Origin of the sequence: Aeromonas media, from assembly GCF_020423125.1 — a bacterium.
Lineage (GTDB): Bacteria > Pseudomonadota > Gammaproteobacteria > Enterobacterales > Aeromonadaceae > Aeromonas > Aeromonas media.
Map to the genome: position 1 here is coordinate 3,528,682 of NZ_CP075564.1, position 13,121 is coordinate 3,541,802.

Genomic DNA, 13,121 nt, shown 5'->3' on the forward strand with positions numbered 1-13,121 from the left:
CGCCCTTGTCGGGGCGGCCTTCTTGTTCTCCCTTCTCCCCTCGCGGGAGAAGGATTGGGGATGAGGGGGTTAAACGTACTCCATAAACACCCGGGAAGTGAGCTTGGTGATGAGCTCGTAGGGAGAAGGTTGTGCCTATCTCCTCGGCCGCCATCCCAAGTCCAAGGGTTAGACGTACTCCATAAATACCCGGGAGGTCAGCTTGGTGATCAGCTCGTAGGGAATGGTGCCTATCTCCTCGGCCACCCGCTCCACCGGCAAACCTTCGCCCCAGAGCACGGCCTCGTCGCCGGCCTTGTCGGTGGCGCCAGGGCCGAGATCCACTGTGGTCATATCCATGGAGACCCGGCCCACCAGGGGGACGATGCGGCCATTTACCAGCACCGAGGTACCGTTGGGTGCCATGCGGGGATAGCCATCGCCGTAACCGATGGCGATGACGCCGAGCCGGGTATCCCGGGTCGACACCCAGTTGGCGCCATAGCCCACAGGCTCCCCCACCTTGTGATCCCGCACCGCGATGAGCTGGGTCTTGAGGGTCATCACCGGCTTGAGGTCATAATCCGCCGCCACCGTGTTCGGGAAGGGGGAGACGCCGTAGAGGATGACGCCGGGGCGCACCCAGTCGCAGTGGGAATCCGGCCAGGCCAGGATGCCCGCCGAGTTCGCCATGGCACGCTCGCCCTTGAGGGAGGCGGTCAACTTGCTGAACAGGTCGATCTGCTCGCGGGTGGTGGATTGCTCGAGCTCATCGGAGCGGCTGAAGTGGGTCATGACGTTGAACGGCTGCACCACGTTCTTGCAGCGGGCCAGCCGCTCGATGAAGGCGGGCATCTCCTCGGCCCGCACCCCGAGCCGGTGCATGCCGGTGTCAAGCTTGAGCCAAGCCACCACGGGGGCCGGCAACTCCGCCTGCTCCAGGGCCTCGAGCTGCTCCCAGGTATGCACCGCGGTCTGCAGGTTGTTGGCCGCCAGCACCGGCAGATCCGCGCTCGAGAAGAAGCCCTCCAGCAGCACTATGGGTTTAACCACGGCGCAGGAGCGCAGCATCAGCGCCTCCTCGATGCGGGCCACCGCATAGGCGTCCGCATCCACCAGGGTACGGGCCACCGGCAGCAGACCATGGCCATAGGCGTTGGCCTTGACCACCGCGATGATCTTGCAGGAAGGCGCGTGGCGCTTGACCACGGCGAGGTTGTGGCGCAGGGCCGAGGTATCGATTTGGGCAATAGCCGCTTTCATCTGTTTTCCCTTACGAGGGCATGATGGCGCACCTGCGCCAGGCACCGAGTGGTGTCATCCCTTGATAGTCATCGTCTAAGGCCGGACCGGCAGAATTGTCGAACCGGGAAAACTGTGTCTTGTCATCTGGGAGCGGTTCGCTCCCGCTTAGTAATCGTCGTCAAACGCCGGACCGGCGTAGTTGTCGAACCGGGAGAACTGGCCCTGGAAGCTGAGGCGCACCCGTCCGTATTGGTACCGTTACGCTGCTTGCCTATGGTCATCCCAGCAATTCCCTTGTCAGGACAATCAGGTACTCAATAATCATCGTCAAACGCCGGACCGGCGTAGTTGTCGAACCGGGAGAACTGACCCTGGAAGGTGAGGCGCACCCGACCTATGGGGCCGTTACGCTGCTTGCCGATGATGATCTCGGCAATCCCCTTGTCGGGACTGTCGTCGTGATACACCTCGTCGCGGTAGATGAACATGATCAAATCCGCATCCTGCTCGATGGAGCCGGATTCCCGCAGATCCGAGTTGACCGGGCGCTTGTCGGCCCGCTGCTCCAGGCTTCGGTTCAGCTGGGAGAGCGCCACCACAGGGCATTGCAGCTCTTTCGCCAATGCCTTGAGGGAGCGGGAGATTTCACCGATCTCCAGGGTTCTGTTGTCAGACAGCGCAGGTACCCGCATCAGCTGCAGGTAGTCGATCATGATCATCGAGAGGCCGCCGTGCTCGCGGGCGATGCGTCGGGCACGGGAGCGCACGTCGGTCGGGGTCAGGCCGGAGGCGTCGTCGATGTACATCTTGCCCTTCTCCAGCAGCAGCCCCATGGTGGAGGAGAGTCGCGCCCAGTCTTCGTCGTCGAGCTGGCCGGTCCGCACCTTGGTCTGGTCGATGCGCCCCACCGAGGCGAGCATACGCATGATGATCTGCTCGGAGGGCATCTCCAGGGAGAAGATGAGCACCGGCTTGTCGGCGGTGAGCGCCGCGTGCTCGCACAGGTTCATGGCAAAGGTGGTCTTGCCCATGGAGGGACGGGCCGCGACTATGATGAGGTCCGAACGCTGCAGGCCGGCGGTCATCTTGTCCAGATCCCCATAACCGCTGGAGACCCCGGTCACCCCGTTGTGAGGGGTCTTGAACAGCTCCTCAATCTTGTCGACCGTCTGCTCCAGAATGAGCTTCAGGGGCTGAGGGCCCTCGTTGGCGCTGGAGCGCTGCTCGGCAATCTGGAACACCTTGCTCTCGGCAAGGTCCAGCAGATCGCCGGAGGTGCGGCCCTGGGGCTCGTAACCCGCTTCGACTATCTCGTTGGCGACCGAGATCATCTCCCGCACCACGGCCCGCTCACGCACGATTTCGGCGTAGGCATTGATGTTGGCGGCGCTCGGGGTGTTCTTGGCGATCTCCACCAGATAGGCGAAACCACCGGACTCCTCCAGCTGTTCGGAGCGCTCCAGCTCCTCCTGCAGGGTGATGAGATCGATGGGGTTGCCCGCATTGGAGAGGCGGGTCATGGCCTGGAAGATCAGGCGGTGGGGACGGCTGTAGAAATCCTTGTCGATCACCCGCTCGGCCACCCGATCCCAGGCCTCGTTATCCAGCATCAGGCCGCCCAGTACGGACTGCTCGGCCTCAAAAGAGTGGGGGGGAACTTTCAGCTGTTGTGTCTTGGCGTCTTTTTTCGCCGTCACTTGCTCTGCCATACACATAAAAACCGCAGCGGGAAGGGGACGGGAATTTTACAAAAGAAACCCCGCCATCGCGAGCGCTAATGCGCGCTATTCACCTCATCCGGTGGCCTGCCTGCTTTCGGGTGGCCGGCTCATCGGCTCTGGGGGACCTCCTTGCCCCTCACAGCACGAGGAAGGGCCAGACCAGGGTCTGATCCTTCGCCTTGGATTTGAGCTTGTTGCGCAGCCTGCGCACCGAACGACTCGGTCGTCTGTTTTTCATGGGGATCCTCCTTGGCGCCCCCGGGAGGGGCAATCTGTTCATGAATAATTCATGCCAGACATGGTAATCATACCCGCAAGCTGCAACACAAAAAGGGACCGGCAGCCTGCCATGCGCCTCGCTGAGCTTGCACAAGCAGAGCATGCCCCCACCTACATGAGAGTGAAAGAGTCAAAATGAAAAAGATGCTGACCCTGTTTGCCGTGATCCTGGCCATTGGCCTTGGGGCACCCATCGCCGAGGCCAAGAAATTTGGTGGCGGCAAATCCTTTGGCAAGAGCTACAAGACGGCACCGGCTCAACCGGCTCCGACTGCAGCCCCCGTGAATGGCAAGAACCCGACTCTGGCCGCGGCGCCCAAGAAGAGCGGCATGATGGGTGGCCTGCTGGGCGGCCTGCTGGCCGGAGGCCTGTTCGCCTACCTGCTGGGCAGCGGCGCCTTCGAAGGCCTGCAGGGCATGGACTTCCTGCTGATCGCCTTGCTGGCACTGGGTGGCGTATTCCTGTTCCGAGCCCTGCGCAAGAACAAGGCGGCGGCGACCCCACCCCAGGCGGCCTACGCGGGCTATCAGCCACCGTCGGCAGCGCCGCAGCAGTTCGAACAGAGCCACGGCGCCCCGCAGGCGACCGGCTTTGCCGACAGCGACGTCCCCTTCCGCCTGCCGCCAGGCTTTGACATGAACGGTTTCCTGTCCGGTGCCCGCGATCACTACCGCACCCTGCAAGAGGCCTGGAACAAGAACGATCTGGAGAAGGTACGCGAGTACGTGAGCCCGGAACTGTTCCAGCACCTCCAGGCCGAGCGCGCCGAACTGACCGGCGAGCAGCATACCGAAGTGATGTATGTGGATACCCAGCTGGTGCGCGCCGACTACGGCAGCGACTGGGCCCAGGTCAGCGTACGCTTCAGCGGGCGCTACATGGACCGTCAGGAGCAGGTCGAGGAGGACATCAAGGAGGTGTGGCACCTCGAACGCAACCTGGCCAAGGACAATGCCCCCTGGCACATCGTCGGTATCGAGCAGCTGTAAGCACATTCGTCCGGCAAGCATGATAAAGGCGACCTCAGGGTCGCTTTTTTATTGCCGTCGTACTCATCACTGTGACTCATGGAATATTCCCCCGCCTTGCGAGGGGCCGGGAATAATCGTCATCAGCCCCTGTTGATGACCTCGAAAATAAAAAAGAGAGGCAGCCATGGCTGCCTCTCTTTTGTTATTGGCCCAGGGCCGCTGGATTATTTGCAGCCATCCATAGAGGCGGAATTAACATAGCTGACTTCACCAGACGGCTGATAATCGGCCACCAGTATGGTCTTCTTCGCCGCGATGTAATCCTTCAGCACACCGGCATCCACCAGACCGGCATTGATGGTGTCGATCTTCGGATAACCGTCACCACCGGCCGCACTGAAGCTCGGGATGGAGAAGCTGTAGCTGGCCGCCGGATCGAAGGCCTTGCCGCCCACGCTGGCGATGGTCACACTCTTCGCCTGGCAGTCCACCGCCATGTTGATGCCACCAAACTGGGCATAGCCGCCGGTATTGACGGTCTTGGTCGCCACCTGACCGAGATAGGCCGCCAGCTCGCTGCCACTCATGGTCGCCTTGTTGACCGTGTTGCCAAATGGATGCACGGTCAGCACGTCGCGGTAGCTGATGTCGCCAGCCGCGATGGAGGCACGCACTCCGCCTGAGTTGACGATGCCAAAATCGGTACCCAGCTTCTCGGCGGTGGCGGTGGTGATGAGGCGACCCAGATTGGTCTGCTTGTTGCGCACGTTGGCACGCTCGCCGTCCAGCACACCGTCGGTGGAGCCTATCACCACGCCCAGCTCCTGCTGACCCTTCTCCTGGTAGGTAAGCAGGGTATTGTAGAGCTCGGGATCCTTGGTGATCTCTTCCTGAATGAAGGCGCCGTCAGCGTCTTTCAGATTGACAGGGATGAGGTCGTACTGGGTCAGGGTCAGCTTGCCATTCTGGTAGTCAAACTGGGCGCGGCCCACATACTTGCCCCACTCGTGGGCCTGCATGATCCAGGTGCCGTTCTGCTGATCCGGCAGGCAGTCGTCACCCGGCTTGAAGTCGGCGTACTTGTCCGGCGTGCCCGGCTCCATGCAGACCGGGTTCTGGGAGTGACCGCCGATGATGGCGTCCAGAGTGCCGGCCGGCAGTGCACGCGCCATCTCCACATCCCCGGGCGCATTGCTGCCATGCTGGCCATTTTCGTAGTGACCCATGTGGGTGATGGCCAGGACCAGGTTCGCCTCTTTGCTGTCGCGGATCTGCTGACCGAGCCTGGCCGCTTCCGTGGTAGGGTCCCGGAACTCCAGGGTCTGGACGTTGTTGGGATCCACCAGTTGGGCGGTGTCTTCGGTGGTCAGGCCCAGCACGGCAACCTTGAGACCGCTCTCCAGCTTGAACACCTTGTAGGGATCGAAATAGCGCTTGCCACTGGCCTTGTCGTAGATGTTGGCGGAGATCATGGGGAACTGGGCCCACTCACGCTGTTTCTCCAGGATGGTCAGAGGGTTGTCGAACTCGTGGTTGCCCACCGCCATGGCATCGTAGCGGATGCTGTTCATGGCCATGAAGTCCGGCTCGGCATCCTGCAGATCCGACTCGGGCACCCCGGTGTTCACGTCGCCACCGGAGAGTACCAGCACCTCGCTGCCAGCCGCCTTGGCCTCGCCACGCAGGCGCTCGACCAGGGTCTTCTGGGCAGCCATGCCATATTCACCCTTGTCGTTGTGCCAGAAACGACCGTGGGTATCATTGGTGTGCAGAATGGTCAGCTTGCAGACATTTTCGGTGCAGGGGGCGACGCTGTCATTGCTTGAGATATTGCAGCCACTCAGCGCGGCGAGCACGGCCAGCGCGACACTTCCTTTGACAAATTTATAATTCATTTCCATATCACCTTGTTATTTTGTTATTGGGCAACCCGGTCTCGAGTCGGTCCGTAATATAACAAACAACATGTGACGCTTTTTCATCAGTGACTCACAAATTCCGCCAAATGTGATCACCAGCGCAACCTGTTTCCTCATATTCCCATCCCCTCCTGCCCTGTCGCGCCATTTCGCCCGCAGGGATGGCAGCCGGTCGGAGACAGTTGTGGCATACTTCCCGCCAATCGATGCCAAGGAGACTCGTGAATGGCAAAGTACGACAAGATTTCCCCCGAGACCCAGCAGGAGGCGATGAAGGTAGCCCGCGCCAACCAGAAGCCGGGGCAGACCAAGGAACAGACCCAGTTGATCGCCCAGGGAATCCAGAAGGGCATAGATGAATACAAGAAGCAGATGAAGGCGCGAGCCCGGGAGGCGAGCCGCCAGAAGAAGTTGCAGGCCAGGGCGAAGCAGCCACAACAGGGCGAGCATGAAGAAGAGAGCGAGATCGACGTGATCGAGGTCTCTCGCCAGCACCCGTTGCCATGGGTATTGCTGGTACTGAGCTGGCTGGTGTTTGGCTGTGCCTGGATCTGGCTGCGCTGATCCCTTGCCTGGCAAACCTTTGCCCTGGGATCGACCTCACAGCCCGGGGCCGGCGCGCTGGTCATCCCTCGCCCCTGCTGCTTACACTCTTCCCCCCGTTGTCTGGAGACCCCCATCATGAATCCGGCCCCCCTCTATCTGCTGGCCCCTCTCGTACTATTTATCGTGACCCTGGTGCTCTATCGCATCTCCCCGCTGCGAGCAGTCGCCGCCGGCAACGCCCGCTGGTTTATCCTGCCAGCCTTCACCCTCTTCATCCTGCTCATCGTCATCAATGGCGCGGCAGACCCGAGCCTGCGCAGCCCCGGCTTTCACTGGCTGATGCCGGGGCTTGGCTTCGCGCTCTGCCTGTTTCCGGCGCTGCCCAAGGCGCTGGTGCCGCGCCTGGCCATCAAGGAGGGAGCCTTCGCCGCCCTCGGCCTGATGCTGATGAGCCTAGCCATGGTCTACTGATGTCGTTTACACGATCTTTTTCATGATCTGAGGGGCGCCCTGTGACGGGCGCCCCTTGTACAACCAATGGACGATAGGCATCTTGGTGACAGAGTAACCAGCCAGGAGGCCAGATGGACAATCCGCCCGATTTCATGGCGCAGTGGGATTATCAGGATCCCGCCGCCAGCGCCCTGCGCTTTCATGCTCTGCTGCCCGAGGCGCGCGCCGCCGATCTGCAATACGAGCTGGAGCTGCTCACCCAAATCGCCCGCACCCACTCCCTGCAGCGCCAGTTTGCAAAGGCGCACCAGCTGCTCGACGAGATAGAACCCCGTCTCACCGACGCCACCCCGCGAGCCCGCCTGCGCGCCCTGCTGGAGCGCGGCCGCACCTTCAACTCCGCCGGCGACAAGGCCGGCGCCAGGACGCTGTTCGAACAGGCCTGGCAGCTCGGGCTCAAGCACAAGGAGATCTATCTCGCCATCGATGCGGCCCACATGGTGGCCATCGCCGCCCCGCTGGAGGAGCAGAGCCGCTGGCACCAGCTGGCGATGGAGCTGGCCGAGCGCAGCAAGGACGAGCGGGTGCAAGGCTGGCTCCCCAGCCTCTACAACAACCAGGGCTGGACCCTGTTCGAGCTGGGGCGCCTCGACGACGCCATCACCTGTCAGCAAAAATGCCTGGCCTGGCACGAGCAGCACAACAACCAGGCCAAGGCCTTTATCGCCCGCTGGAGCCTGGCGCGACTGAGCCGGGCGCAGGGATTGCACGAACAGGCGATGGCCGAGCTGATCCAGCTCAAGGCCGACATGGCTGCGGCCAGCGCGCCGGAGGATGGCTATCTGTTCGAGGAGCTGGGGGAGAACGGCCTGATGCTGGACGATCCGGCCGCCCCCGAATACTTCGCCCGCGCCTGGTTCCTGCTCTCGCGGGATGACTGGCTGCAGGCCAACGAGGCGGAGCGGTTGGCCAGACTCAAGCGCCTCGCCAAGCTCTGATGGCGGGCCGCAAAAAGAGCGGGCGGCTCACGCCGCCCGTCACTCAGGCCAAGCCCCCCTCTTCCCGGCTCTGCCTCTTGCGACAGATAAGGGAAGGCCCGAGCCCAGCTGCACTTAAGCCTCAAGCCAGGCTGGCCTCTTCCGAGCCCTGCTTCTTGCGATAAATGAGGGAGTGAAGGGTTGATCTTCAACCTTGCGGCCTTAAGCCAGACTCGCCTCTTCCCAACCCTGCTTCTTGCGATAAATAGTCGAGGGGCTGATCTCCAGCAGCGCCGCCGCCTTGGGGATGTTGCCGTCACAGCTGGCGATGGCCTGCTCGATGGCCTCCTTCTCCACCAGCCAGAGCGGGCGCACCGGCAGAGCGGTCTGTACGGGCTCGGCCAGGATCTCGTGGGTCGCCTCAACAGCAGCAGGCACCGCGAGCGCACGGCCGCCGTTGAGCGGCGGTGGCAGTATATCCTTGCTCACCAGTTCGCGATCGTTGAGCACCACTATGTTGCGCACCACGTTCTGCAGCTCGCGTACATTGCCGGGCCAGGGGTAGTCGAGCAATATCCGCACAGTGTCGGCATCGAAATCCTTGAAGCGCTTGTGCTCTTCCTTGGCATACCGCAGCAGGAGGTCGCGCGCCAGCAGCAGTATGTCTTCGCCGCGCTCCCGCAGTGGCGGCAGGGAGAGCGGAATCACGTGCAGACGGTAGTAAAGATCCTCGCGAAAACGCCCCGTCTTGACCTCCACCAGGGGATCCCGGTTGGTGGCGCAGACGAAGCGCACGTCCACCGACTCCACCTTGCCGCTGCCGACCCGCTGCAGGGTACCGGTCTGGATGAAGCGCAGCAGCTTGCTCTGCAGGTCGAGATCCATCTCGCAGATCTCGTCGAGGAACAGGGTGCCACCGTCCGCCAGGCTGGCCGCCCCCTTGCGATCCCCCTGGGCGCCGGTGAACGATCCCTTCACATGACCGAAGATCTCGCTCTCCATCAGATCGTGGGGAATGGCGGCGCAGTTGAGCGCGATGAAGGGCTGATCCCGGCGCGGACTGCACTGGTGGATGGCCTCGGCACACACCTCCTTGCCGGTGCCGCTCTCCCCCGTGATGAACACGGTCGCCTTGCTCGGCGCCGCGCTCTCTATGATGCGATAGACAGCCTGCATCGCCATGGAGGCGCCGATGAAGCCCGCAAAGGAGCTGCGCTCGAAGTTCTCCCGATACTGGGCCACCAGCGAGCTGAGCTGCTGGTGCTTGAGGGCGTTGCGCGCCGTGGCACACAGCCGCTTGCCGTCGAACGGTTTGGTCAGGAAATCGAAGGCACCGCAGCGCATCGCCTCCACCGCCACGTCCACCGAGCCGTGGGCGGTGATCACCACCACCGAGCAGGGCAGTTGCTGCTCGGTGATCTGCTGCAGTATGGCCATGCCGGACATGTCCGGCAGTTCGAGGTCGAGCAGCACCACGGGGGGCGGGCTGGCCAGCAACTGCGCCAGTGCCTGCTGACCGCAATCGGCCAGCACTACGTCATAGCCATCCTGAACCAGGTACTGTTCATAGACGACGGCCAGACTGCGGGTATCTTCCACCAGCAGGACACGGGGTTTGCTTTCCGCCACGAGATCCATCCTTGCGATTGATTTTGTTGTCTATTCTGGGGGTTAGACGCCATACACTCAAGACGGGCTCTCAGCTTTCTCCCGTCACCCGCGACGCCACACAAGCAAAAACGGCTCCCTGGGGAGCCGTTTTCATCGCGTTTACCGCTTATTTCTTCGCGTCGTCGCCTTCGGCGGTCGGCTTTTCGATGGCCAGCAGCTCGACGTCAAATACCAGCACGGCGTTGGCCGGGATGGAGCCTGCACCGTGCTCGCCATAGGCCAGCTTGGACGGCAGGAAGAACTTGAACTTGGAACCGACCGGCATCAGCTGCACGCCTTCGGTCCAACCCGGGATCACCTGGTTCAGCGGGAAGGTGGCCGGCTCGCCGCGATCGACGGAGCTGTCGAACTTGGTGCCATCGGTCAGGGTACCGGTGTAGTGCACCTTGACGATGTCGGTGGCCTTCGGCTTGGCGCCGTCACCCAGCTTCTCGACCTGATACTGCAGACCGGATTCGGTGCTCTTCACGCCCTCTTTCTTGGCGTTGGCGGCCAGGTACTCTTCACCCTTCTTCAGGTTTTCCACCGCATCCTTGTCTGCCTTGGCTTTGGTCAGCTCGTTGATCTTGGCGTCGTATTCCTGCAGGACCTTCTGGATCTCCTCGTCAGTCATGCCAGCTTCCTTGCCCAGACCGTCGGTCACCCCCTTGAGGATGACGCTGTTGTCCAGCTTGATGCCGAGCTCCTGCTGACGCTCCAGAGTATTGGCGATATAACGACCCATGGAGAGGCCGATCGCATAGCCGGATTGCTCTTCAAAGCTCTTGGCTGCTGCCTTGGGAGCCTCTGCCGGCTTGCTGGCTTCTGCCTTGACCTCTGCGGTATTGGCAGCAGGCTTCTCATCTTTTTGGCAAGCAGTCAGACCCACGGCAACGGCCGCAGCCAACAGGGACACCTTCAGAAAATTGTTCATCAGTTTCTCCAAAACTCTAAATACCGCTCTCGGTTCCTTCGTGAAATGAGAGGTTTATCGTGATAAGCGCCTTATACTAACGCCGTGATCGCAGGTAACGAAAGCATGAGACAGGAAAAATGATCAAAAGTGCCATTTATCTCATCGGTATTTGCCTGATGCTGACGGGGTGCGAACAGAGCTCACTTCCCGGCCAGCAGATCCGCCTCGCCAACCAGGGCTTGCTGAGTGCGGATCTCGCCAGTTCCGGCAAGCAGGCCATCGTCTCCAGCCTGGGCCAGGGCACAGTGGTGTGGGATCTGGAACAGGGCAAGGAGCGCTGGCGCTGGCGTCAGAGCGATGATCAGGAGGAGTTCGTCACCCTCACCCGCTTCTCCCCGGACGACAGTCACGCCATCACCGCCACCCAGCGCACCTTTGCCATCTGGCGCCTGCAAGATGGTCGATCTCAAGGCTACTATTCCCTTCCTGAATCCAGCCTGAGGGATGCGGCGCTCTCGGCCGATGGTCGTCTGGTGCTGATCGGCCGCGAAGATGGCAAGGCGGAGCTGGTGGATACCCGTACCGGGCGCAGGCTGCAGTTCCTCGGCCACACCGAGCAGGTCAACACGGTGGATCTCTCCGCCAATGGCCGCTACGCCCTCACCGGCGGCAATGACTACAGCGCCTATCTGTGGGATACCCGCTCCGGCCAGGTGGTGTGGCGTTTCAACCACAGCGGCCGGGTGGTGATGGCTAGGCTGGATCCAGCGGGGCGCTTCGCCTTCACCGCCGACAGCCGCCAGGCCAGCATCTGGGATCTCAAGACTGGCAAGGAGGTGAGCCGGCTGCAGTTCGCGCACCGCTTCGAGGTCTACACCAGCGCGCGCTTTGCCAACGACGGCAACTGGCTCATCACCGGCGCCCCCTCACGTCAACTCTCCCTGTGGCGGGTGAGCGATGGCAGCCTGCTACAAAGCTGGCGCGTCTCTCCTCATCCCAAGGTGAAACCACCGAGCGCTGTGGTCTATGGCGTGGCTTTGCGCGACAATGGCCACCTCGTCAGCGCCAGCTCCAGTGGCCTGGCCGAAATCTGGACTATCAAGTAAGGACCAAAAGGCCCATGAGTCAGCAAGTTAACGATCGTCTCGAGACCCTGGAAAGCCGTCTCGCCTATGCCGAATACACGGTGGAGCAGCTCAACGAAGAGGTCACCACCCAGGGCCGTGAACTCGACCGGCTCAAGCATCAGATCCAGCTACTGGTAGACAAGCTGCAGAGCGTGCAGCCGAGCCAGATAGCCAGCATGGCCGAAGAGACGCCGCCCCCGCACTACTGAGTGCACCGCCATAAAAAAACCCGCACGCAGCGGGTTTTTTCATCTTGCCAGTCGGCAGATCAGTGGTGATGGCCCTTGCCACCGCAACCACCGCCGCCACAGCAACCGCCATGACCCTGCTCGTCGCCGTGGTCATGACCGTGATCGTGGCCGTGACCGCCGCAGCAACCGCCGTGGTCATGGTCGTGATCGTGACCGTGGTCATGGCCATGATCGTGACCGCAGCCACCGGCACCGTGCACGTGGCCGTGAGCCAGCTCTTCGGCGGTCGCGGCACGCACGTCCTTGATCTCGACCTTGAAGCCCAGGGTCACACCGGCCAGCGGATGGTTGCCATCCACCTTGATGAACTCTTCGGAGACTTCGATGACGGTCACCGGACGGTGGCCATCGTCGGTCTCGGCCACAAAAGTATCCCCTTCAGACACTTCCATGCCATCGAACAGCTCGCCGGGCACTTCTTGCACCAGGTTCTCGTCATACTCGCCATAGGCCTGGTTCGGCGTCAGGGTGACGTCGAACGCCTCGCCCACACTGCGGCCTTCCAGCTCGGCTTCGAGGCCGGAGACCAGATAACGGGTACCGTGCAGATACACCAGAGGCTCTTTACCGACAGTGGTGTCGATGACTTCACCGTGTTCGTCGGTGACCGTGTATTCCAGCGTAACCACGCTCAGGGGAGCTACTTTCATGTCAGGGATCCTGCGGATAGAAAAAAACGGGCCCAGAATACCTTAAAAAGGTGGCCAAGCATATGATCTGCCCCGCTCCGCCATGCTGAAAAAGTCAGCAGTCCAGAACGAGCCTTGTCCCACCCCGGGTATTATCAAGAGGCCCCTCACTGGAGGCGAAACACCTTAACAGCGATTCAGCCTCCCGGATGGCCTGGTCCACCCCGGCCATCCGGCGGTACGTCATTCGGGACGAAAGACGCCTATGACCTGTTCGGCCTCGCGGGTCGCCTTGTCCACCTCGGCCTGGGTCTGCACCTGGGTATCCCCGCAGTCGACACAGGTCACCTTCTCGACTCCATGCTCCATATACAGCATCATGGTGTCCATCTTGCCGCACGCCGGGCAAACCGCACCGGCAATGAAGCGCTTTTTACGTCTGGTTTCCATTTTTGTT

General features: G+C 61.7%; 13 protein-coding genes and 1 pseudogene. 6 read left to right on the top strand and 8 right to left on the bottom strand.

The window, feature by feature from the left end; genetic code table 11:
• Positions 1-168 precede the first annotated feature (168 nt).
• From alr to dnaB, 3 genes and pseudogenes are all read right to left on the bottom strand, one after another.
• A complete protein-coding gene (gene alr, locus KI797_RS16235; RefSeq protein WP_226170116.1) occupies positions 169-1,242 on the bottom strand; it encodes an alanine racemase in 1,074 nt (357 codons plus the stop codon).
• A 147-nt stretch (positions 1,243-1,389) separates the two neighbouring features.
• A pseudogene (locus KI797_RS21220) lies at positions 1,390-1,532 on the bottom strand (replicative DNA helicase); the annotation flags it as partial.
• 6 nt (positions 1,533-1,538) lie between these two features.
• Entirely contained in the window at positions 1,539-2,933 is a 1,395-nt protein-coding gene (dnaB, locus tag KI797_RS16240) for a replicative DNA helicase (RefSeq protein WP_005330482.1), read from the bottom strand.
• Between the two features lie 426 nt (positions 2,934-3,359).
• Here dnaB and KI797_RS16245 point away from each other — a divergent pair, with 426 nt between their 5' ends.
• Positions 3,360-4,214, top strand: a complete 855-nt coding sequence (locus KI797_RS16245; RefSeq protein ID WP_226170118.1) for a Tim44 domain-containing protein — start codon at positions 3,360-3,362, stop codon at positions 4,212-4,214.
• Between the two features lie 206 nt (positions 4,215-4,420).
• On the opposite strand, the gene ushA is transcribed toward KI797_RS16245, so the two are convergent.
• Positions 4,421-6,091 (bottom strand): bifunctional UDP-sugar hydrolase/5'-nucleotidase UshA, encoded by a 1,671-nt coding sequence (gene ushA, locus KI797_RS16250; protein WP_226170121.1) that lies wholly within the window; start codon positions 6,089-6,091, stop codon positions 4,421-4,423.
• A gap of 249 nt (positions 6,092-6,340) precedes the next feature.
• On the opposite strand from ushA, the gene KI797_RS16255 reads away from it, so the two are divergent.
• The 3 genes from KI797_RS16255 to KI797_RS16265 all read left to right on the top strand — a co-directional run bounded on the left by KI797_RS16255 (position 6,341) and on the right by KI797_RS16265 (position 8,112).
• Positions 6,341-6,679: a DUF2956 domain-containing protein gene (locus tag KI797_RS16255; RefSeq protein WP_005330489.1), complete on the top strand. Its 339-nt coding sequence runs from the start codon at positions 6,341-6,343 to the stop codon at positions 6,677-6,679.
• A gap of 117 nt (positions 6,680-6,796) precedes the next feature.
• Positions 6,797-7,132, top strand: coding sequence for a hypothetical protein (locus KI797_RS16260; protein WP_043132774.1), 336 nt, complete (start codon positions 6,797-6,799; stop codon positions 7,130-7,132).
• A gap of 113 nt (positions 7,133-7,245) precedes the next feature.
• Positions 7,246-8,112: a tetratricopeptide repeat protein gene (locus KI797_RS16265; protein WP_226170124.1), complete on the top strand. Its 867-nt coding sequence runs from the start codon at positions 7,246-7,248 to the stop codon at positions 8,110-8,112.
• A gap of 201 nt (positions 8,113-8,313) precedes the next feature.
• On the opposite strand, the gene KI797_RS16270 is transcribed toward KI797_RS16265, so the two are convergent.
• The gene (locus tag KI797_RS16270; protein ID WP_226170127.1) at positions 8,314-9,720 is read right to left on the bottom strand and encodes a sigma-54-dependent transcriptional regulator; all 1,407 of its coding nucleotides are present in this window, start codon (positions 9,718-9,720) and stop codon (positions 8,314-8,316) included.
• 148 nt (positions 9,721-9,868) lie between these two features.
• Entirely contained in the window at positions 9,869-10,675 is an 807-nt protein-coding gene (fkpA, locus tag KI797_RS16275; protein ID WP_041207073.1) for an FKBP-type peptidyl-prolyl cis-trans isomerase, read from the bottom strand.
• A gap of 119 nt (positions 10,676-10,794) precedes the next feature.
• Between fkpA and KI797_RS16280 the strand changes: the two genes are divergently transcribed.
• Together KI797_RS16280 and KI797_RS16285 are read left to right on the top strand one after the other, a co-directional pair.
• Positions 10,795-11,763 carry a WD40 repeat domain-containing protein gene (locus tag KI797_RS16280; RefSeq protein ID WP_226170130.1) on the top strand — a complete coding sequence of 323 codons (969 nt, stop codon included), beginning with the start codon at positions 10,795-10,797 and terminating at the stop codon, positions 11,761-11,763.
• 14 nt (positions 11,764-11,777) lie between these two features.
• A complete protein-coding gene (locus tag KI797_RS16285) occupies positions 11,778-11,993 on the top strand; it encodes a SlyX family protein (RefSeq protein ID WP_005330500.1) in 216 nt (71 codons plus the stop codon).
• Positions 11,994-12,052: 59 nt separating this feature from the next.
• Here KI797_RS16285 and KI797_RS16290 read toward each other — a convergent pair whose 3' ends face one another.
• Positions 12,053-12,685 (bottom strand): FKBP-type peptidyl-prolyl cis-trans isomerase, encoded by a 633-nt coding sequence (locus KI797_RS16290; protein ID WP_043133000.1) that lies wholly within the window; start codon positions 12,683-12,685, stop codon positions 12,053-12,055.
• A 222-nt stretch (positions 12,686-12,907) separates the two neighbouring features.
• Positions 12,908-13,114 (bottom strand): YheV family putative zinc ribbon protein, encoded by a 207-nt coding sequence (locus KI797_RS16295; RefSeq protein WP_033130616.1) that lies wholly within the window; start codon positions 13,112-13,114, stop codon positions 12,908-12,910.
• Positions 13,115-13,121: the final 7 nt, after the last annotated feature.